General features: G+C 60.5%; 23 protein-coding genes. 10 read left to right on the top strand and 13 right to left on the bottom strand.

Features of this window, described 5'->3' with window-relative positions:
• Nucleotides 1-39 precede the first annotated feature (39 nt).
• A complete protein-coding gene (locus MGEO_RS10050) occupies nucleotides 40-222 on the bottom strand; it encodes a hypothetical protein (protein ID WP_085636692.1) in 183 nt (60 codons plus the stop codon).
• Between the two features lie 129 nt (nucleotides 223-351).
• Between MGEO_RS10050 and MGEO_RS10055 the strand changes: the two genes are divergently transcribed.
• The 4 genes from MGEO_RS10055 to MGEO_RS10070 are packed head-to-tail and all read left to right on the top strand — an operon-like array spanning nucleotide 352 to nucleotide 3518.
• On the top strand, nucleotides 352-1278 hold the full coding sequence (locus tag MGEO_RS10055; RefSeq protein WP_085636694.1) for an AEC family transporter: 927 nt from the start codon (nucleotides 352-354) through the stop codon (nucleotides 1276-1278).
• Nucleotides 1279-1290: 12 nt separating this feature from the next.
• On the top strand, nucleotides 1291-2121 hold the full coding sequence (gene fghA / locus MGEO_RS10060; RefSeq protein ID WP_085636696.1) for an S-formylglutathione hydrolase: 831 nt from the start codon (nucleotides 1291-1293) through the stop codon (nucleotides 2119-2121).
• Nucleotides 2118-2579 (top strand): YaiI/YqxD family protein, encoded by a 462-nt coding sequence (locus tag MGEO_RS10065; RefSeq protein ID WP_085636698.1) that lies wholly within the window; start codon nucleotides 2118-2120, stop codon nucleotides 2577-2579. The genes fghA and MGEO_RS10065 overlap by 4 nt, the downstream gene beginning before the upstream one ends.
• A 21-nt stretch (nucleotides 2580-2600) precedes the next feature.
• A complete protein-coding gene (locus MGEO_RS10070; protein WP_085636814.1) occupies nucleotides 2601-3518 on the top strand; it encodes an ornithine cyclodeaminase family protein in 918 nt (305 codons plus the stop codon).
• Nucleotides 3519-3576: 58 nt separating this feature from the next.
• On the opposite strand, the gene MGEO_RS10075 is transcribed toward MGEO_RS10070, so the two are convergent.
• Genes MGEO_RS10075 through MGEO_RS10090 form a run of 4 tightly spaced genes read right to left on the bottom strand, consistent with a single transcriptional unit; the run spans nucleotide 3577 to nucleotide 7539 of the window.
• Complete coding sequence (locus tag MGEO_RS10075; RefSeq protein WP_085636700.1) at nucleotides 3577-4821, bottom strand: MFS transporter; 1245 nt, start codon at nucleotides 4819-4821, stop codon at nucleotides 3577-3579.
• A gap of 37 nt (nucleotides 4822-4858) precedes the next feature.
• Nucleotides 4859-5713: a C40 family peptidase gene (locus MGEO_RS10080; protein WP_085636702.1), complete on the bottom strand. Its 855-nt coding sequence runs from the start codon at nucleotides 5711-5713 to the stop codon at nucleotides 4859-4861.
• Entirely contained in the window at nucleotides 5710-7095 is a 1386-nt protein-coding gene (locus tag MGEO_RS10085; RefSeq protein ID WP_085636704.1) for a leucyl aminopeptidase family protein, read from the bottom strand. Before MGEO_RS10085 ends, MGEO_RS10080 begins: the two co-directional genes overlap by 4 nt.
• A 60-nt stretch (nucleotides 7096-7155) precedes the next feature.
• A complete protein-coding gene (locus tag MGEO_RS10090) occupies nucleotides 7156-7539 on the bottom strand; it encodes a hypothetical protein (protein ID WP_085636706.1) in 384 nt (127 codons plus the stop codon).
• Between the two features lie 146 nt (nucleotides 7540-7685).
• On the opposite strand from MGEO_RS10090, the gene MGEO_RS10095 reads away from it, so the two are divergent.
• A complete protein-coding gene (locus MGEO_RS10095) occupies nucleotides 7686-8336 on the top strand; it encodes a carbonic anhydrase (protein WP_085636708.1) in 651 nt (216 codons plus the stop codon).
• Here the strand turns inward: MGEO_RS10095 and MGEO_RS10100 are convergent, their stop codons facing one another.
• From MGEO_RS10100 to MGEO_RS10115, 4 genes are all read right to left on the bottom strand, one after another.
• Entirely contained in the window at nucleotides 8337-8663 is a 327-nt protein-coding gene (locus MGEO_RS10100; protein WP_085636709.1) for a hypothetical protein, read from the bottom strand.
• 211 nt (nucleotides 8664-8874) lie between these two features.
• Entirely contained in the window at nucleotides 8875-9639 is a 765-nt protein-coding gene (locus tag MGEO_RS10105) for an alpha/beta fold hydrolase (RefSeq protein ID WP_085636711.1), read from the bottom strand.
• Nucleotides 9640-9859: 220 nt separating this feature from the next.
• On the bottom strand, nucleotides 9860-10882 hold the full coding sequence (locus MGEO_RS10110; RefSeq protein WP_085636713.1) for an aspartate-semialdehyde dehydrogenase: 1023 nt from the start codon (nucleotides 10880-10882) through the stop codon (nucleotides 9860-9862).
• Between the two features lie 185 nt (nucleotides 10883-11067).
• On the bottom strand, nucleotides 11068-11910 hold the full coding sequence (locus MGEO_RS10115) for an LOG family protein (RefSeq protein ID WP_085636715.1): 843 nt from the start codon (nucleotides 11908-11910) through the stop codon (nucleotides 11068-11070).
• A gap of 72 nt (nucleotides 11911-11982) precedes the next feature.
• Here MGEO_RS10115 and MGEO_RS10120 point away from each other — a divergent pair, with 72 nt between their 5' ends.
• On the top strand, nucleotides 11983-12906 hold the full coding sequence (locus MGEO_RS10120) for a threonine/serine dehydratase (RefSeq protein WP_085636717.1): 924 nt from the start codon (nucleotides 11983-11985) through the stop codon (nucleotides 12904-12906).
• 13 nt (nucleotides 12907-12919) lie between these two features.
• On the opposite strand, the gene MGEO_RS10125 is transcribed toward MGEO_RS10120, so the two are convergent.
• Nucleotides 12920-13828: a hypothetical protein gene (locus MGEO_RS10125; protein WP_211297939.1), complete on the bottom strand. Its 909-nt coding sequence runs from the start codon at nucleotides 13826-13828 to the stop codon at nucleotides 12920-12922.
• A 363-nt stretch (nucleotides 13829-14191) separates the two neighbouring features.
• On the opposite strand from MGEO_RS10125, the gene dapD reads away from it, so the two are divergent.
• On the top strand, nucleotides 14192-15019 hold the full coding sequence (dapD, locus tag MGEO_RS10130) for a 2,3,4,5-tetrahydropyridine-2,6-dicarboxylate N-succinyltransferase (protein ID WP_085636720.1): 828 nt from the start codon (nucleotides 14192-14194) through the stop codon (nucleotides 15017-15019).
• A gap of 27 nt (nucleotides 15020-15046) precedes the next feature.
• Here dapD and MGEO_RS10135 read toward each other — a convergent pair whose 3' ends face one another.
• On the bottom strand, nucleotides 15047-15442 hold the full coding sequence (locus MGEO_RS10135) for a rhodanese-like domain-containing protein (protein WP_085636722.1): 396 nt from the start codon (nucleotides 15440-15442) through the stop codon (nucleotides 15047-15049).
• A gap of 114 nt (nucleotides 15443-15556) precedes the next feature.
• Here MGEO_RS10135 and MGEO_RS10140 point away from each other — a divergent pair, with 114 nt between their 5' ends.
• Nucleotides 15557-15904, top strand: coding sequence for a hypothetical protein (locus MGEO_RS10140; protein ID WP_085636724.1), 348 nt, complete (start codon nucleotides 15557-15559; stop codon nucleotides 15902-15904).
• On the opposite strand, the gene MGEO_RS10145 is transcribed toward MGEO_RS10140, so the two are convergent.
• Nucleotides 15901-16980 (bottom strand): Hint domain-containing protein, encoded by a 1080-nt coding sequence (locus tag MGEO_RS10145; protein ID WP_085636726.1) that lies wholly within the window; start codon nucleotides 16978-16980, stop codon nucleotides 15901-15903. The two genes, MGEO_RS10140 and MGEO_RS10145, sit on opposite strands and share 4 nt — an antisense overlap.
• A complete protein-coding gene (locus MGEO_RS10150) occupies nucleotides 16977-18611 on the bottom strand; it encodes a Hint domain-containing protein (RefSeq protein WP_408607495.1) in 1635 nt (544 codons plus the stop codon). Before MGEO_RS10150 ends, MGEO_RS10145 begins: the two co-directional genes overlap by 4 nt.
• A gap of 208 nt (nucleotides 18612-18819) precedes the next feature.
• Between MGEO_RS10150 and dapE the strand changes: the two genes are divergently transcribed.
• Nucleotides 18820-19968: a succinyl-diaminopimelate desuccinylase gene (gene dapE, locus MGEO_RS10155; protein WP_085636728.1), complete on the top strand. Its 1149-nt coding sequence runs from the start codon at nucleotides 18820-18822 to the stop codon at nucleotides 19966-19968.
• Complete coding sequence (locus MGEO_RS10160; RefSeq protein ID WP_085636730.1) at nucleotides 19965-20393, top strand: GNAT family N-acetyltransferase; 429 nt, start codon at nucleotides 19965-19967, stop codon at nucleotides 20391-20393. The genes dapE and MGEO_RS10160 overlap by 4 nt, the downstream gene beginning before the upstream one ends.
• Nucleotides 20394-20404: the final 11 nt, after the last annotated feature.

Below are 20404 nucleotides of genomic sequence, written 5' to 3' on the forward strand. Positions count from 1 at the left end.
TTGCGATTCTTCTATGGGAGGGTCGTGTGTTTGACGTGGTCAGACAAATTTCAGCAGGATGCCCATCGCGCTGATATATGCGGCCATCATTACCCAGAACCGGTATTTCATGTTTTGCTGAATCTCGGCGGTTTCGGCGCTAATCTTGGCCGTTTCTGAAATCAAGCGTGCGATCTCGGCACGCATCTTGTCGTCCGCCAGGGCCTGTTCTGTATGTGTCATTGGCATGTTCCGTGCAAACCTCCACACCCTGAATAATATAGAGATTGAATTCCTTTCTGTCGACTTAACCAGACCAACAAAGGCCGTTGTGCAATTGACGCGGCTGCCCTCCGTGGTAACAGGTTTGTCATGCTGGCCATCTTCCTTCAGACCCTGCCGTTTTTTGCCCTGATCGCCGTAGGTTATGGCGCGGGTAAGACAGGGTTCTTTACCGAGGAAGCGACCGCCTACCTGACCAAGTTCGTGTTCTATTTCGCGCTCTCGGCGATGATCTTCCGCTTCTCGGCAAACCTGTCACTGGCCGAAATCTTCGATTGGCGGATCGCGGCGGGGTATCTGTGGGGCACTGCCTTTGTCTACGGGATCGGCATGGCCGTGGGTTTTCTGCGCGGCATGAACACCGAAACCGCCGCGTTCGAGGGGCAGGTGGCAGCGATTGGGAATACCGGGTTTCTGGGTGTGCCGATGCTCGCGCTTCTGATGGGACAGGACGCGGTCGGACCGATCATCCTTGTTCTGACAATCGACCTCGTGGTGTTTTCCTCGCTGATCGTGATCCTTGTGGTCGGATCGCGCGAGGGGCGCATGTCTCTGGGCATCTTCAAGACGGTCGGCATCGGGCTTCTCAAGAACCCGATGATCGTGTCGATCGTCGGCGGATTCATGGTGTCCGCCACAGGGGTTCCGATCCCGGAGCCGGTCAATCAGTTCCTGTCAATCCTTGGCGCTGCCGCAACGCCCGGTGCGTTGTTCGCCATTGGCGCATCGCTTGCCAGCAAGTCGGCAGAGCGGTTGACCATCGCGGGTTGGCTGAGCTTCTGCAAGCTGGTGATCCACCCGGCGCTGGTGGCGGTCGGGGTGTATTTCCTGTTCCCTGCAGACCCGTACAAGGCGGGTGTTGTGGTTGCGGCGGCGTCCTTGCCAGTGGCGGGCAATGTGTTCATCTTGGCCCAGCATTACAAAGTGGCCCCGCAGCGGGTGTCGGCGGCCATTCTGATCTCGACCACCATCAGTATCGTGACGGTGTCGTTCGTGATCAGCCAGGTTCTGGTTTAGGAGGGGAGCAGCATGGAAACCGTCTCGGAGAACAGATGTTTTGGAGGCGTGCAGGGCGTCTATCGCCACGCCTCGGACGCCTGCGCGTGCGACATGACCTTCGGGTTGTTCCTGCCGCCGCAGGCCAAGGACGGGCCAGTGCCGGTGCTGTGGTATCTGTCGGGCCTGACCTGCACCCATGAGAACGCGATGACCAAGGCGGCCGCACAGGGATTTGCCGCCGACGCGGGTATGGCAGTTGTGTTCCCAGACACGTCCCCGCGTGGCGATGCGGTGGCGGATGACGACGCCTATGATCTGGGCAAAGGTGCCGGGTTCTATGTGAACGCGACGCAAGAGCCTTGGGCACCGCATTTCAGGATGTGGGATTACGTAGCCGACGAGTTGCCCGCGCTGTTGGGCAAGGAATTTGCCATCGATCTGGGTCGGCAGGCGATCACCGGGCATTCGATGGGCGGCCATGGCGCGCTGACAATTGCGATGGCGCATCCGGGGCGGTTTGCCTCTGTGTCTGCCTTTGCGCCGATTGCCAATCCGAGCCAAAGCGACTGGGGCCGAAAGCAGTTGTCGGCCTATCTGGGTAACGATGAGAGCACATGGTCCAAACATGATGCGACGGTTCAGATGCAGGAGGTCGGGTTCGACGGGCCGGTTCTGGTGGATCAGGGCGGGTCGGATCAGTTCCTAGAGTTGCTGAAGCCCGAAGCGCTGAGCCATGCGATGGCCGCGCGGCGTCAGGACGGGGTGTTCCGGATGCAGAAGGGCTACGATCACTCGTATTTCTTTGTCTCGACTTTCATCCCCGATCACATCGCGTTCCACGCCGACGCGCTGGGGCTGTGACGCGGGTTTTCGTAGATGCGGACGCCTGCCCGGTGAAAGCCGAGGCAGAGCGCGTAGCGACACGGCACAAGGCGCAGATGTTTCTGGTGTCGAATGGCGGCTTGCGGATGTCCGACAACCCCTATGTCGAGGTTGTCGTGGTGCCAGATGGGCCGGACGTGGCGGACATGTGGATCGCGGATCGGGCCGGACCGGGCGATGTGGTGATCACCGGGGACATTCCTCTGGCGGCGCGTTGCGTCGAGAACGGGGCGCGGGTGCTGAAGCACAATGGGGAGCGGCTGGACGCGCGCAATATCGGTCAGGTGCTGGCGACGCGGGATCTGATGGCGGATCTGCGTGCAGCGGACCCGTTCAGGCAAGGCGGTGGGCGTCCGTTTTCCAAGGCGGATCGGTCACGGTTTCTGGATGCGCTGGAGCGTGAGATGCGGGCGGCAGCGCAGGACGTGCCGCGCTAGGATTTGATGGGAGAGGCAGCGATGACGACACCCGAGATCATACCCTTTGCGGAGGGAGAGGCTCAGCTGGACTGGATCGGCCTGACCGACGCGATTGCAGCGGGGCATGGTTTGCCGAAAGCCGAGATCGCGGACAGCTTCCTCTATCGAGGGGATGATACGCTTTTGAACCGGGCCGCGTGGATCGACGGTCTGGGGCTTGCGGTGAAGTCGGCGACGATCTTTCCGGGCAATGCGGCACGGGACATGCCGACGATCAATGGCGGGGTCTCGCTTTATTCTGACGATGCCGGGATCTTGCAGGCGATTGTCGATTTCCACTTGGTGACCAAGTGGAAGACCGCCGGCGACAGTTTGCTGGCCGCACGGCGGTTGGCGCGGGCGGACAGCGCGGTGATCCTGATCGTGGGCGCTGGTACAGTGGCGCGGTCTTTGGTCGAAGCCTATTCAGCGGCCTTTCCCGAGGCGCGGTTCCTGATCTGGAACCGGACAGCTGTAAAGGCGCAGGAGCTGGCGGATGGGTATGCGCATGTGACGGCAGCCGGGGATCTGGCCGAGGCGGTGGGACAGGCGGATATCGTCAGTTGCGCCACTATGTCGATCGAGCCGGTTCTTAGGGGCGCGTGGTTGCGGCCCGGAACGCATGTGGACCTGATCGGGGCATACCGGCCCGACATGCGCGAGGCGGATGATGACGTGCTGACGCGGGGGCGGCTGTTCGTGGATTCCCTCGACACGACCGTAGGGCATATCGGAGAGATCAAGGACCCGATTGCGCGGGGTGTAATCGGCGAGGGCGATATCGTGGCGGATTACTATGACCTGGGGACGTTTGTGCGCCAGTCGGAGGATGAGATCACGGTGTTCAAGAATGGCGGCGGGGCGCATCTGGACCTGATGGTCAGCCGCTACGTTCTGGACCGCTGGCGCGCCCGGTAGGGCCGGGCCACGATGCGTCGACGCATCGCGCGTTTCCGTTGCCGGAAACGCGCCCCTGTCAGGCCGCGAGCGGGATGGGTGCGCGATTCTCGCGGATCGGCAGATGCACCAGCGCGCTGAAGGCACCGACGCCGACGCCGATCCACCAGACCAGCGTGTAATCACCGTAGATGTCGTACATCCGGCCACCCAGCCAGATCCCGATGAAACTGCCAAGTTGGTGGCTCATGAAGATGATGCCATAGAGCGTGCCCATGAAACGCAGCCCGTAGATGTGTGCAACGAGACCGGAGGTGAGCGGCACGGTTGCCAGCCAAAGCGATCCCATCGCGGCCGAAAAGATCAGGACGGAGGTCGGCGTGATCGGCATCAGGATGAACACCGCCCCGACCAATGTGCGGGCTGCGTAGATCCCGGCGAGCAGGTATTTGCGCGGCCAACGGTTGCCTGCCCAGCCAGCGAGCAGAGTGCCGACGATATTGGCAAGTCCAATCAACGATATTGCGAGTGCGCCCAGCGCCGACGTGGTGGTGATACCAAGCGCGTGCAGCACACCTCCGGGAAGGATCGGGCCGCAGAGTTCGGTCACGAAGGCCGGAAAATGTGCGGTGATGAACCCAAGTTGGTAGCCACAGCTGAAGAACCCGACGAAGATCAGTGCGTAAGACGGGTCGCGAAACGCGCCCATGACGATTGCGCCCATGCTTTCTTCCAGTTCGCTCCGGGATGCGACGGGCCGGGAAGAGCGCATGACGGGCAGCACGCACAGAATTGCAAGAATTGCTGCAGCGAACCACAGGAAAACGGATTGCCAGGCCATGAAGCCAAGCATCCATTCGGCAATCGGTGCTCCGAAGATCTGCCCGACACTTCCCGCCACTGTGACCAGAGCAAGGGACATGGACCGGTTTGCGTCTGTCGATGCCCGTCCGACCACTGCGAGGATGACACCGAAGCCTGTCCCGGCAATGCCGAAACCCACAAGCACCTCGTACCAGTGATGCGCGGTCGGAGTGACCGCAAAGGAGGACAGCACCAGACCGGCAGCGTAGGTGAGAGCGCCGAGGACGATTGCTTTTCGATCCCCGATCTTTTCCGCCAGTGCTCCGAAAATCGGTTGGCCGAAACCCCAGGCGAGGTTCTGAATCGCGATGGCAAGGGAAAATTCCGAGCGCAGCCATCCGAATTCCTCGGCGATCGGGATCTGGAACACGCCAAAGCTGGCGCGGACCGCGAACGACACGAGAATGATGATGCACCCGCCAATGAGGACGGGCGTGAAAATGGACACGCGCGATTGCATGGGACTGCTCCGTAAGGTCCGGCGATTAAACGCCTTTTCAGACCCGGGTCAAGCGGGCATGACGGAGGACGGGATCACCCTGATCAGCTATTCTTTGCAGGGCTGCCCCAAGCGGTTCGGAGGCGACCGCCATGTGATACGCATTGGCATGGAGAAGCGCGTCCGGGCCGGACACCCAACCCACATGCCCCTTCCAGAACAGGATATCGCCACGCTGCGGTGGCGTGCCCGGATCGAGCGACCGACCAAGGCTTTCGCGCTGTTGGTCGCTATCCCCGGGGCAAGGAATCCGACAGGCGCGGCAGGCAATCTGAACAAGACCGGAGCAGTCTATCCCGAATGCGGAGTTGCCGCCCCAGACATAGGGCGTTCCGATCAGACGTTCGGCGACTGACACGGGATCATGTTCGGGCGTGTCGAGTGGGGACAGATGACGGGTGGGGACATGAAGCTTGTGAGGAGCACAAGCGATCGTCGCCCATTTTTCATCTGACGCCAGGACACGGACCTCTGAGCCGAGAGACAGCGGGATCTGCTCCACCCGCGTTGCCTTGAAATCCGGTTCGGCGAGCGCCACGGTCTGCCGCACAGAGACGCGGTGCGTTGCGGGGGTGTCAGAAAGCGCCAGCATGTGTGCCTCAACATACCCGGCATACCCGTCAGGGAGCGCGTAGCCGAAGGCCCATCCCCTGTGGATGTCGAGCACGTTGAATTCCTGTCCCCAAAGAAGTTCGCGGTCACGCTCTCCGAACGGGACTCTGCACAGGGCCGCAACCGGAGGCCATGTTATGCGGTGAACCTCTCCTTCGGTAAACCTCTCAGCGGTGACGATGCCCTGCAGCGCAGTATGCGCAACAGTGCCGTTCGACCAGAGTGACCGCCTGTCGGTCATAGATCGAGCAGTACCGGCAGCGAGTCGAACAACGCGCGGGCACCCTGAAGGGCTCCGCCCTTGGGACGACCGGGTGCCGCCGTGGGTTGCCAGCCATAAATGTCGAAATGGATGTAGCGGTCGTCCTCGGTCACGAAGCGGCGCAGGAACAGCGCAGCGGTGATGGAACCGGCAAAGCCGCCTTTGGGCGCATTGTCGAGATCGGCGATACCCGGTTCAATCATCGTCTCGTAGGGGTCGTGGAAAGGCATGCGCCAGACCGGGTCGGCCATTCGCCGCGCCGACAGGTCGAGCGACGTCGCCACCACATCGTCGTCGGTGTAGTAGGGCGCGAGATCAGGACCGACAGCCACGCGCGCCGCTCCTGTCAGGGTCGCCATGGACACGATCAGATCGGGCGTATCCTCGGCCCCAAGGGTCAGCGCATCGGCGAGAACCAGACGCCCTTCTGCATCGGTGTTGTTGATCTCGACCGTAAGCCCCTTGCGTGAGGTGAGAATGTCCTGCGGGCGGAAGCTGTTACCACTGACGGAGTTCTCCACCGCCGGGATCAGCACACGCAGGCGCACTTCAAGACCGGAGGCCATGATCATGTGCGCCAGACCCAGCACATTCGCCGCGCCGCCCATGTCCTTTTTCATCAGACCCATAGAGCTTCCCGGTTTGATATTGAGACCGCCCGTGTCGAAGCAGACGCCCTTCCCCACCAAAGTGACCTTGGGACCGCGTTTGCCCCACGACATGTCAATCAGCCGGGGTGCGCGGTCCGAGGCGCGACCGACGGCATGGATCATTGGGAAGTTGTTCTTGAGGAGGGCCTCCCCGGTGATGACGGTGATCTTTGCCTTGTGCTTGTCCGCAAGTGCGCGGGCTGCGGTTTCAAGCTCTTCCGGGCCCATGTCGGATGCCGGAGTGTTGATCAGGTCGCGCGTCAGGAATTCAGCTTCCGCCAGAACCGACACGCGCGCGGCATCGACACGGTCCGGCACAACGAGGCTCGGACGCTCGACACTGTTTTCGCGGTAGCGGTCGAAATTGTAGCAGGCCAGAAGCCAGCCCAGCGCTTCCTGTTCGAGATGGTCTTCGTCAATCCCGCCCTCAATGCGATAGGTGCCCTTCGCCAGCTTCGGCAAGGCTGCCGCCAGTGCGAACCGGTCCCGCCTGCGGGTGGCGGGCGTGCCATAACCCACCAGCGCCGCTTCGGGGTGGCCGTTTGCATCGGGGATCATCAGAACCGCACCAATGCCACCTTTGAAACCGCTGGCTTCGACCCAGGTGCGGATACGGTCGCTTTGCTGGCCTGCCCAAAGCGCGACATCCTCTGTCCCCAGAACATGCAGTGGCACAGCATCAGTGCCCGCGGGCGCGAGTGCAACGGTCATGGAATTCCCCTTCTCCGACATACGGGAAGGTACGCCGATGGTCGGGCGCTGCAAGGGGAATCAGAGGGACAGGTCCATTCCCAATTCGGCGCAGGAGATCGCCATCTCCCCGCAGCGCAGCAGACGGCAGAGGGTGGCGGCGATAGCGACGGGATCATCCCGGTCAATACAGATCACTACATCGCCACCGATCCGGGCGAGGATGGGCAGACCGATCTGTTCGGCAATCGGAATAACCGCATGAACCGATTTGCGCAGAGTGCGCATATTGCCTTCGGTGTAATCTTCACGAATGCGCAGGAACCGTGCCGCCATGTCCTCGAGCGCGCGGCACAGGATGTTTTCGGCAACACTCGGCCCGAGATCGCGGCTGAGCCCGTTGAGGGTATCTTCATCGAAATACGCAGTGTCGCGCGGATGCAAAACCGAGATTTGCTCCACCATATTCAGTCCTTTCTCACCCGAACCCTGATGTGTCTATCGCAGCCATGTCTTTCCAACGCGTAACCCCCGCGACGGTTTTTCACTCGAATTCCGATCAATTTCGACGTATTCCGCTGGAAACGACGACCACAGAGGCGGAGGATTTCATGGACGCCGCGAAGCCGCTGCCTGCATATCTCATCCAGCGATACCAAGGCTGGAAGGCCACAACTTATTCGGACAACCGGGCGTGGTACAAACGTCTGGCCAGTGAAGGTCAGCGCCCCCGCGCGATGGTGATTTCGTGCTGTGACAGCCGGGTTCACGTAACATCGATCTTTGGCGCGGATCAGGGTGAGTTCTTCATCCACCGCAATATCGCGAACCTCGTGCCGCCCTATGAGCCGGATGGCAACCAGCATGGCACCTCAGCTGCGGTGGAATACGCGGTGACGGCGTTGAAGGTCGCGCATCTGATTGTTCTTGGGCATTCGAACTGCGGCGGCGTTCAGGGCTGTCTGGACATGTGTTCCGGAAATGCGCCGCATCTGGAAGAGCAGTCGAGTTTTGTCGGTCGGTGGATGGATATTCTGCGTCCGGGGTACGAGCGCGTGAAGGCCGCGAACAAGGCTGAGGATCAAATCCGCGCGCTGGAGCGGGAAGCGGTGATCGTATCGCTTGAGAACCTGATGACCTTCCCGTTTGTTGCTGACGCGGTCAAGGATGAGCAGCTGACGCTGCACGGACTCTGGACTGATATCGGTGAAGGCGGACTTGAATTCTTTGAGCCAAAGAGCCGGAGCTTTCAGCCTGTGTGATCAGCCCTGAAGGGTCGCCGTCGCGCCGTTGCAGTCACTGCGCAGTTTCGGGCGACCGAGCCTGTTTGCCAGACGGGACAGAGGCGAGCCGATCATGGATCCGGTGCAGACGGGTTTTCCCTCTTCGTCGGCCAGAACAAGATGGCCGGACCGGAACGTGATTTCATAGCCCTTTGACGCAAGGCGCTCGCACAGATCGCCCCAGCTGGTTGCATGTTCGAAATGCGGCAGCAGAACAGTGCGCAGAAGCATCGCCGTTTCGCTGTCGAGTGGGAGAGGCATACCGGAAGACGTGTCGGCTTCGAGTGGGACAGACTGTACTGCCATCGGACGTACCTTTGCTTTTCCTAACACATTCAAAAAGGGTGCGGGCCAATTGCGGCAAGATTTAGGCACCCAAAAGACCCGCTCATTGGTGTGAAGAACACGCAACAGATGGAAGGGTTCCGTGAATTCCTGAAATCAGTGTTCCTGGCGATATTGGAAGGGCGATGCTGCAGCCTGCGGAGAGGCCGCGGCAGACCGATCCGTGCACTGTTCAGGACGCGAGTGCGAGGTCCGGCGCTGTGCTGGCCTGCCCATCGAGCAGAACACGCGAAGCCGGAAGCCCGCCAATGCTCGCAAGACGCCGGCGGAACCGGCGCGAACGACCCGCAATGACCTCCTGCATCAGCGGAACCAGGATTTTCCTCTGCTTGAGGTGTTCGGCCAGCCGGTGGTCTGTGTCCGGTACGATGATGTGGGTGATCCCCGGCTCTTGAGGGAACCGCCGCGCATGGGCGAGTTCGAGAGGTTCATCGCCGTGCAGGATGAAATACTTCGTGGTGTCCGTGCGCAGTTTCTCCACGCGCGGAAAATGGAACTGCTTGATGCGTTTACGGAAATACGACCAGCGGTCCTCTTCCGGAATTTCGCCCGGAGCAACCGAGAACTGAGGCGTCAGCGCGATGACCCGTTCGAAGTCCATCAACCGGGACATATGGAGCGCCATCGTGCCCCCCATGGAATTTCCGATTGCAACGATGCGTTCGGCTTTGATGTGGGTCGCTGTCGCTTCGACCACACGCTGGATCCGGTCGGCCATGCCAGCACCATTGAGCCAGCTGCGCGACTGATCCGTGACGAAAAGAACGTGGTTTTCATGACCGGCTGACGCAATGCCCGGAAATTCGATCGAAGGCTCATCAGAGCGTTTTTTGCCGACACCCGAAAAGCTGACCACGAGGGTACGTCCGCGACCTTCGAGATAGCGGATTCTGAGCGGGCCATGTTCGACCAGCAGGGGAATATCACTCTTTGACATGACCAACGTCACCTTCAACCCTTGGTTAAGACGTTGGTAACCAACGAAGGGTTCGGCAGTTGGGCGGTATTGTGGAAATTTTGTTCTTATTGAGAGAACCGGCCCTCGGGCCGATAGCGGCCGCGTAGCCTTCAAAACAAGACCGCGCTAGCCCTGGTCGCCTGGTACAAACAAAAAGGCGCCGCATTTCTGCGGCGCCTTTCGCTGACCAAAGGACAGGTCAGCCTTTTTTCAGAACCTCGCGGCCCAGCACCTCGGCGATCTGCACCGCGTTGAGCGCTGCGCCCTTGCGCAGGTTGTCGGACACGCACCACAGGTTCAGCCCGTTTTCGACCGTGCTGTCCTGACGGATACGGCTGATGAAGGTGGCAAAATCACCGACACATTCTTTCGGTGTGACGTAACCACCGTCTTCACGCTTGTCGATTACCATGATGCCGGGGGCCTCGCGCAGGATATCGCGCGCTTCGTCTTCATCGAGGAAGTCTTCGAATTCGATGTTGATCGCTTCGGAGTGACCCACAAACACCGGAACGCGGACGCAGGTGGCTGTGACCTTGATCGACGGGTCGACGATCTTTTTCGTTTCCGCGACCATTTTCCACTCTTCCTTGGTGGAACCATCTTCGAGGAACACGTCAATGTGCGGGATCACGTTGAACGCGATATCCTTGGGATAAACCTTGCGTTCGTAATTGTCGGTCGGATTGTAGACCGCCTTTGTCTGATCCCAAAGCTCGTCGATCGCGGCCTTGCCCGAGCCGGATACCGACTGGTAGGTCGATACGACAACGCGCTTTATCTTGGCGCGGTCATGCAACGGCTTGAGAGCAACCACCATCTGCGCGGTCGAGCAGTTGGGGTTCGCGATGATGTTCTTCTTCGAATAATCATGGATCGCATGAGCGTTCACTTCGGGAACGATCAGCGGCACGTCCGGATCGTAGCGGTAAAGCGACGAGTTATCGATCACCACGCAGCCGGCCTTGGCTGCGATCGGCGCGTATTTCTTCGTCGCGTCCGACCCGATGGCGAACAGCGCGAAATCCCAGCCGGAGAAATCGAACGTGTCGATGTCCTGTGTCTTCAGCGTCTTGTCGCCAAAGCTGACCTCCGTGCCCAGCGACCGGCGCGACGCAAGCGCGGCGATCTCGTCAACGGGAAACTGGCGCTCGTCCAGAATGTTCAGCATTTCACGGCCCACGTTACCGGTGGCGCCTGCAACGACGACTCTGTAGCCCATGTGGCTCTCCTTTCACTTGCCAGCCCCGGTGTCGTGTCGGTGGCTGGACTGAGCGTGGCTCTTACAGGACGTGCTGCATATGCGAAAGGGGGCGTTTTGGCCTAATTTGGCGCGCAGTCCTGGCTGTCACGTCATTCAGCGCGCGGTTTTTCCCTGTCATCGTTGTTCCGCCGGGACGGTCCGGGTCACCGTCCTGGAATGTCGGAGCGCGGTGGTGCCGGTTCCCAGTTCTCGACGATGCCGGCCGCCTCTTCCGCCGTTTCGACAAAACGGAAAAGATCGAGGTCTTCCGGACTGATCGTTCCGGCATCGGCCAGTGCATCCCAGTTGATGATTTTTTCCCAGAAGGCCCGACCGAAGAGGAGGAACGGGACTCTGTCCATGCGGCCGGTCTGGATCAGCGTCAGCGATTCGAACATTTCATCAAGGGTGCCGAAGCCTCCGGGGAAGATGCAGATCGCGCGGGCGCGCATGAGGAAGTGCATCTTGCGGATGGCAAAATAGTGGAAGTTGAAACACAGCTCGGGGGTTACGAATTCGTTCGGGGCCTGTTCATGTGGCAGCACGATATTGAGACCGATGGATTTGCCGCCTTCATCCGCCGCGCCGCGGTTTCCTGCCTCCATGACGCCGGGACCGCCTCCGGTGACGACGACGAATTCGCGGCCATTCGAAGCGATGGACTTGCGCGTCATCAGTTGGGCAAAGCTGCGGGCCTCATCATAGAAATGCGACAGCTCTGCGAGCGTTTTGGTGCGTGCCGAGGCAGCCTCGCTCGGACGCGGGATGCGGGCGCCGCCGAAAAGAACGATGGTGCTTTCGATCTGGTGTTCATCCAGCAGCAACTGCGGTTTCAGCAGTTCAAGCTGCAGCCGTACCGGCCGCAGTTCTTCGCGAAACATGAACTCTTCGTCCGCGAAGGCAAGTCTGTAGGCCGGGGACCGGGTCTGTACGGTGTCGGGCACGTGGCTCGCCGTATTACGGTCCAGACTGGCATCCCGGAACGGGCTGTTGCGGTGATCTCTCATTGGCACGGGTTCCTTGTTCGCGTGACCTCAGACCTATAGCGTTCGCCGGAAAGTGACCAGAGAGGCAGAGGCATGGATTGGGTTGACAGGATCGAAGTGGCGGCGGCGCGGATTGCTCCGCACATCGTTGAAACACCCGTGATGCGCAGTTCGGCCTTTGGGCGCGGGATCGAGATGAAACTCGAACAGACCCAACACACCGGCAGCTTCAAGACCCGCGGCGCGTTCAACACGCTTCTTGCTTCGGAGGTGCCACGCGCCGGGGTCGTTGCAGCCTCGGGTGGCAACCACGGTGCGGCCGTTGCCCATGCGGCACAGCAGCTTGGGCACAGAGCGCGGATCTTTGTTCCCGAAATGGCAGGTCCTTCGAAGATCGCGCTGATCGAGCGGACCGGAGCGGAACTCACCGTCGTCCCCGGCGAGTACGCGAATGCGCTGGAGTTGGCGGAACGTGAGGCGGCCGAAAGCGGAGCGATGCAGATCCACGCCTACGACGCCGATCCCACCGTCGAGGGTCAGGGCACGCTTATGCGCGAATGGGAAGCTCAGGGCCTCGAGGCCGACACGGTCCTGATTGCAGTGGGCGGCGGTGGCCTGATCGCCGGTGCGCTGGCGTGGCTGGGAGACCGGCGAAAGGTGGTTGCGGTTGAGCCGATGACGTCCTGTGCGCTCCATGCGGCACTTGAAGCCGGTGAGCCTGTGGATGTCGCGGTTTCCGGCGTGGCAGCCAACGCGCTGGGCGCGCGTCGCATCGGCCGGATCTGTTTCGATCTGGCATGCCGGATCGGAACGGACGTGGTTCTTGTCTCGGACGGTGCGATCATCGAAGCTCAGCAGGCCCTTTGGCAGGCCCATCGGCAATTGGTCGAACCCGCCGGCGCAACGGCTCTGGCCGCGCTTATGTCAGGCGCTTACGTGCCCGATGCAGATGAGCGGGTTGCCGTTCTTGTCTGCGGCGGCAACATCGCGCCGGATCCGGATATCGCGTTGCGCTGACATCCGGCACCGTTCAGCTGGACGACAACAGGCAATACCGCACCATGCGGTAATTGCTCTGATATGCTTGGCGTTGCGTGATCGAATTGGGCGATGGAATGCCGAAGAAATACGCACGGTGGTATTCTTTGGACGGGTCTGCCAGCCACTCGGTCAGCAGGTCGGTGTCGCGCATGCACGCGGCGCTGTTCTTGCTCATCCCCATCCAGACGCCGCCCGAAGGATCGATGGCGTCGAAATGGTGCAGGCCCGATCCGGAGGCCTTGTTCGTCACGAGAACCCAGTGATCCCCAAGTGATCTGTCGGAGTGTTTGTCCTTGTAGTCGACATGTGCCGCAACGACCCCGCCCGCCGCAATGTGGCCTTCGGCATGGTCGGTCGGGTTGGCAGGCAAAGGCTTATCCCATCTGCCGGCACCAAATCGCTCGATACTCATTCCAAGCAAAGGGGAAAGGGTGAACGGGTTCAGACCGTCTTCAGAATAACAGTTGTTGTCCTTGGCGATCTTGTCGGCGTGGACAGGCGTAAGGTCTTTCGCCAGAAGCCCCTTCGGCCACGCCGATGTGGGGCGCCCAATACCAGTAGCGGCCATAGTGAGAACGCACAGAAAGCACCCCTCCTGCGCGATGGTCACATCCTTGCCGCCGCGTTGGTAGCCCAGCTTTTCCGATTTGTACGCACCCTGATTGTAGGCCTTGAAGCCCGCATTCCCCAGGGCATCGCGGATCGGGGCCATAACCGGTGCGGAATCAACCGGATTGATGTTCCCGGGGCCAACGGCGCCCGTGAGCGCCGTCCATGTCTTGCCCCGTGGATCAACCCGCCCGTCACATCTTTCGAATGCCCAGAGCATGATCTTGTTCTGGAACTGCACGACCGCACTTCCCGTAATCGCGGCGGACGCCGGATCAGGATCCGGCATCAGGGAAAAACCGTCTGCCGTCAAAAGGCCCGCATCTTCACAGTGTTCGCGGAAACGTGAATTTCCGAAGATGTGCATATGAGAAGAAAGCGGACTTCTTCGAGGTCTGTCGGCAGGTTTATTCCGCCCAGCCCGACAGAACATGTCAGATGCATCATACTCATGGCGTGTCCTCCAAAAAGTGTTTCTTGAAAATGTCTTAAGGATCAATTCCGGAAGATTACCGCGCGCCGGAAACCGCGCAAGCGATTCCTGCAGGGAAAGCATCGCTCTTCCTGACCCAAGGAACGGCGGGAAACGCGCCGTTGCCCAACGCCTTTGGATTGCGTAAGGAGCATCGACCGAAAAACGAGGATGCCGAGAATGAATACTGCAAGCCTGGAAACAGCCATCGAAGCCGCATGGGACGCGCGCGACACGATCACTCCGTCCACGGGTGGTGAAACCCGCGAGGCCATCGAAGACACGCTGAACGCTTTGGACAGCGGCCAACTGCGTGTTGCAGAGCGGCAGGAGAACGGTGACTGGCATGTGAACCAGTGGGCCAAGAAAGCCGTGCTGCTGGGCTTCCGGATCAAGGACATGGAACAGCACGACAACGGCCCCCAAGGCGGCGGCTGGTGGGACAAGGTCGACAGCAAGTTCAAAGGCTGGGGCGACAACCAATGGCGCGCCGCTGGCTTCCGTGCCGTGCCGAACTGTGTGGTGCGCAAGTCGGCCTATATCGCGCCCGGCGTGGTGCTGATGCCGTCCTTCGTGAACCTTGGCGCCTATGTCGATGAAGGCACGATGGTCGACACTTGGGCGACCGTCGGCTCCTGCGCGCAGATCGGCAAGAACGCTCACCTCTCGGGTGGTGTTGGTATCGGCGGTGTGCTGGAGCCGATGCAGGCTGGGCCGACCATCATCGAGGACAACTGTTTCATCGGTGCCCGCTCTGAAGTGGTCGAAGGCTGCATCGTGCGCGAAGGATCGGTTTTGGGCATGGGCGTGTTCATCGGCAAGTCGACCAAGATCGTCGACCGTGAAACCGGCGAAGTGATGTATGGCGAAGTGCCGCCCTATTCGGTGGTCGTGGCCGGGTCGATGCCGTCGAAGAACGGCATCAACCTTTACTGCGCGGTGATCGTGAAACGGGTGGACGAAAAGACACGTTCCAAGACCGGAATCAACGAACTGCTTCGCGATTGATGAAGGGGGTGCGTGGAACCACGCACCCTACGCTTTCTTGGCGGGCTTCTCACCAACTGGGCCGCCCGCCTTTTTCCAGCCACCGAAACCATCCTTGATGTGGCTGACATTCTTCAACCCCATGTCCTGCGCCACCTGAGCCGACAGCGCTGATCGCCAGCCAGAGGCGCAGTAGAACACGAACCGATTGCCGGTTTGAAACTGTGGTTTGGCATAGGGGCTTTGCGGGTCGATCCAGAACTCCAGCATCCCGCGCGGACAGTGAAACGCTCCGGGAATCATGCCGTCGCGCTCAAGCTCGCGCGGATCGCGCAGATCGACAAAGGTGACACCCTCCTTCCCGTGCAGGCCGATGACCTCGGATGCCGGGGCGTGATCGACCACCTCGTTTGCCGCTGCAACCATATCCTTGACGGATTTCATAAAGCTCCTCCCTGTTTGGCACGCAGTATGCCCAGCAGGCAGGCGGCAACAACCCTCGACGCGCCGCCGCTTTCATGGCACATGCGATGCGCATCTCAGAAGACAGGCCGCACCATGAGCGACACACCCAAGAAGCCGAAGAAACCGCACGCCGTGTATACGCTTGTCGTCGAGGTCGGGCGCAAGTCCGGCGATGGCTTGCCGAAGGGCGCAACCGGAGCGGCGTTGATGTGCTACGCGTCCGGCGTCGACGAGGCCGAAGCTGTGCGCGAGACAGTCGCGATCTTGAAGCAGGCGGATATGGCGCCGCTGGATGTGACCGGATACGGCACTCTAGAAGAGCGCCGGGAGCAGGGCCACGAAATCGAAGATGACGAGATCGCACTGATGACGCAGGCGCTTGAGGAAAACGCGGTGATCGTCGCTCAGGTGACGCCCTATTTTGGGGATGACGCGGATTAAGCGGCGCGTGCCTCAGCCAGCGTAATTGCTTCGAACGCCCGGAGCACCTGGTATCCGGCACGATGGTGCTCGGGCAGCATGGCGCGGGGCATGTCACTCAAAATGGAAGCCCCCAGCAGGGTTTTGTCGCGCCGCATCCGACCGATGTAGAGAGATTCCAGAGCCGCATCGGGGATGCGCACCGCATCGTGATGCGGCAGAAGCAACTGGTGATAAGTGACGAACCGCGGGGCCGGTTCGTAGTGCCCTGCATAGCCGTTGACGAGGGCGGACGCCGGGATCAGCACCTCTTCGCGTCCGAACAGGTATTCGACTTCGGGGCCACTGACGAGCAACCGCTGATTGCGCGAAACGACGACATCTCTGGTCAGTCCGAAATAGGGTGCGCGCAATCGGACCGGGCGGAAAGAACCAAGGCTCGGAACCTCGCGTTTGACTGCATGTAAAATCGGAACCAGCTGTCCGCTGGCTGCGCGAACCACGTCACCCTGTTTCAGCGTCATGGCAACACGCAGACCCTGCGGCGTTTCAATCGGGACCGAGGGAGACAGCGTGGGCATCGGTCCGACGGGTTCAATCTCGGTTGAGAGCGCAACGAAAATCACATCCGGGTCTATCTCGGTCAGACCCTGCGGCCGCGCCAAAGCCGTCAGATCGGCCAGAAGCGGCGGGCGTTTGATTGTAAAGTGGCGGATCAGGACATGTTCCGTTTCCGGACGTGCGACAACCAGTCGTCCGGCTTCTTTGCTGACATCCCAGCTGACCGTGACCTGAAGCGTATCCGTACGCGCTTCGCGCCCGCGCTCGAGCACTTCATGCACCACCTCATCGCCCTGTGAAATGACCAGAACAAGACTGCCATGCGGGGTCGACATGAGCGAGAAACCGGCCGAGTCTTCTCCGGAGCGTTTGAAGGCGATCAGCGTTTGCGGTTTTCCGTCCGGCGACAAACCGGTCTCAAGCAGAACCGATCCCCGCGGCACGCAGGCACGCGGACGCTTGCACAGGACAGACTCGACGGCATCGGATACCCAAGGGGTTTGCGTGTCGCAGTCGAGAAGACCAAACCAGCTCATGCAGCAGCCCCCAAAAGCATCTGGGCTTCGTGCCTTTTGAGGATCTGACGGGCCGCATCGCCGTATCCTTCTCCTGTCTCAAGATCGAGTTCCGGAAACAGGCTGGAGATCTCAGCGATGATGTCGTCTTCGAAGGCATCTACCGCTTGAGGTCCGGGCAGGAAGCTTTCCGTAGCAAGCCCGTTCGAAAGGACGATTTCATGCTGATCAAACAGCAGATGTACGTATGTCACGCTCCCGCCTGCAACCGACTGTACCTTGTGCCCGTCCACGAGATGCTTGGCCGCAACCAGTACCTCGGGCGTTCCGAAAACCAGATCCGCCAGCGGGTCGCGGATCAGGATACGGTGCTGCGGCGACAGCATCAGTGCGCCGTGATCCCCAAAGGTGCCCGCAGCGACACGGACCGGAGCAAAGGCACCCATGGCGGCGACTGTGCGCTGACCGATCCATCGCAGGGGCTTAAATCCATGATCGAGCGTCCAGATCCTGTCACCGGGTCGGAGGTTCTCGACCCGCTCCTGCCCTTTCTCGGTCCGGATCAGAGTTCCGGCCACAAAGCAGGGCACCGTCGCGATTGTGACGAAACCGGTATCGACCTCGCCGCTCGCACTCTCGGCTTCGTAGGTGAAATTGACAGTCTCGAAATCGGAATCCGAAGTAACCGACAGCGTGCCATCCGCGTTCAGCGTCACCACCTGGCCGGTGTTGAGCGTAACACTGTCCCCAACACTGACTGCGATACCGTTGACATGGGTGATGGTCAGGGTCGTGCCCGACGCGTTGAGGTCGTTGGCCAATACGTCAAGCGTCTTGGTTGAGTTGGTATACAGGCTGACCGTGTCCGCCATCGCGACCAGTTCGGTCTGTATCGAGTCACCGGCGATCAACAGGTTGGAGTCATAGCTGGAGTCGACGACATCCGCGATCCCGATACGGATTGAGTTCACCTCTCCAAGATTGACCTGCATCGTCATTGTCAGAGTGACGGTGAGTCCATCCATCTCGGTGTTGAGTGCATCCCCGGTATTATCGAGGAACAGGTTGGCATTTGCCGTGTCGTTCAGGTTGGCCGGATCGACATCACCATTTCCGGGCACAATGCTGACCTGTTGTCCATTGACCCAGACACCAACGAAATCCTGGTAAACGGAGTTGGTGAATTCCGGGTATTCTTCGGATGAGAAGACCAAGCGCATCGTCATCGTGTCGGCATCGGGTATGAAGTCGATGTCGAGGTAGGCCGCGTCGTAGGTGCTGGTGCCTGCCGCCGCGTTGAAATCGGAATTGTTGTTCTCGCCGCTTGTGTTGGTCATGGTCGATGCGCTGCGGTTCGGGTCGCCGCTTGATCGGGTGAAATCGACCACTCGACCAGTCGAAAGGATGACCCCGGTATCGCCAGGAGTGGCACCGGGTGCGAGGGCATCTCCGTTGGCATAGATAGCGGATGACCGGCTGTCACCGCTGTAACTGGCGTTCACGACCGCGACGCCCGTCCCGAAGATCGCTTCGGCCATCGCAATTGCGCTGGCACTGGTGGTGTAACTAAGCTCCGCGCCTGTCGCCATGTCTGCCTCGAACGGGCCCAAGGCGTAATTCAGGGACGCACGTGGCGCGACCGGTGTTTTCACCGTGCCGTGCCTGTCACCTGATTTCTGCTCTGCCTCAAGCCGTTTGTTTTTTGTTAACCAATTGTTAACACAGCTTGAGGGTGAGTGTCATCCACTCAGAACTGCGTCAGACGTGTAGGCCAAACAGGTATGCGTCCATTTCGCCACATTTGCCTCTTTTCGCTGTTGGCGGTAGCCAGTGCACAACAACGCTATCAGGACCATCAACATGACAACAACCGACCCCGTTGAACTGACCGCCGCCTTGGTCCGCTGCCCATCCGTCACTCCCGAAGAAGGCGGGGCGTTGACTCTGCTGCAAACCTTGCTGGAGAGTGCGGGGTTCAATTGTACCAGGGTGGATCGTGACGGTATCGCAAACCTCTTCGCCCGCTGGGGCGACAAGGGTCATGCGCGGACCTTTGGGTTCAATGGTCACACGGATGTGGTGCCGCTTGGCAACCCCGATGACTGGTCGATGCCTCCCTTCGGAGCCGAGATCAAAGACGGCATGATGTACGGGCGCGGCTCGACCGACATGAAATCGGGCGTCGCGGCCTTTGCCGCTGCTGCTGTGGATTTCGTGCAGAACACGCCCCCCGATGGCGGGGTGATCCTGACCATCACTGGTGACGAGGAAGGGGATGCAATCGACGGGACGATGGCGCTGCTCGACTGGATGGAAACGCATGACGAGCGGATGAGCGTCTGCCTCGTCGGAGAACCGACCTGCCCCAACCATATGGGCGAGATGATGAAGATCGGGCGGCGTGGTTCGATGAACGCGTGGTTCACGGTGACCGGCAAACAGGGCCATTCCGCCTATCCGCACCGCGCGCTGAACCCGATGCCCGCAATGGCGCGGTTGATGGACCGGCTGGCTTCGCACGAGCTGGATCAGGGGACTGACCATTTCGACGCCTCGACATTGGCGGTCGTGACGATCGACACGGGCAACGCGGCCACCAATGTGATCCCGGCCGAAACGCGGGCCTGCATCAACATCCGCTTCAACGACATTCATACCGGCGAGGGGTTGTCCTACTGGCTGCGCGACGAAGCCGCCAAGGTGGATGCCGAGTTCGGCACCAAGACCGACGTGAAGATCAAAATCTCCGGCGAGGCGTTCCTGACCCCGCCGGGGCCGCTGTCCGATCTGGTGGCCAAATCGGTCGCGGCCGAAACCGGCGTCACCCCAGAGCTGTCCACATCCGGCGGTACCTCGGACGCGCGCTTCGTCAAGAACCATTGTCCGGTGGTGGAGTTCGGCCTTGTCGGCAAAACGATGCACGCCGTCGATGAGCGGGTCGAAGTGGGTCAGATCGTGCAACTGAAGGCGATCTACACCCGCATCTTGCAGGATTATTTCGCGCAATGACGGTGACGATTGAACGGGTCACGGACCCGGCAGAGTGCATGGCGATCCGGTACGAGGTGTTTGTCGGTGAACAGAACGTACCTCTCGATCTGGAACGCGACGAACTGGACGCGACGGCGATCCATCTGCTTGCACGCGATGGCGATCAGCCGGTCGGCGCGGCACGGATCGTGATAAAAGGCGACACCGGCAAGATCGGGCGTGTCTGCGTTCTGAAACGCGCCCGAGGCACCGGGCTTGGCGCGGCACTGATCCACGAGGCGTTGACGATCCTGCGCGACACGCCCGGCGTTTCCCGCGCCGCACTGGGCGCGCAGATCGACGCCTTAGGTTTTTATGAAAAGCTGGGCTTCACCGCCTATGGTGACGTGTTCGACGATGCAGGGATCGACCATCGCATGATGGAGCTGCGCTTCGACACCTGACGTGACTTTCG

The organism is Marivita geojedonensis, from assembly GCF_002115805.1.
Lineage (GTDB): Bacteria > Pseudomonadota > Alphaproteobacteria > Rhodobacterales > Rhodobacteraceae > Marivita > Marivita geojedonensis.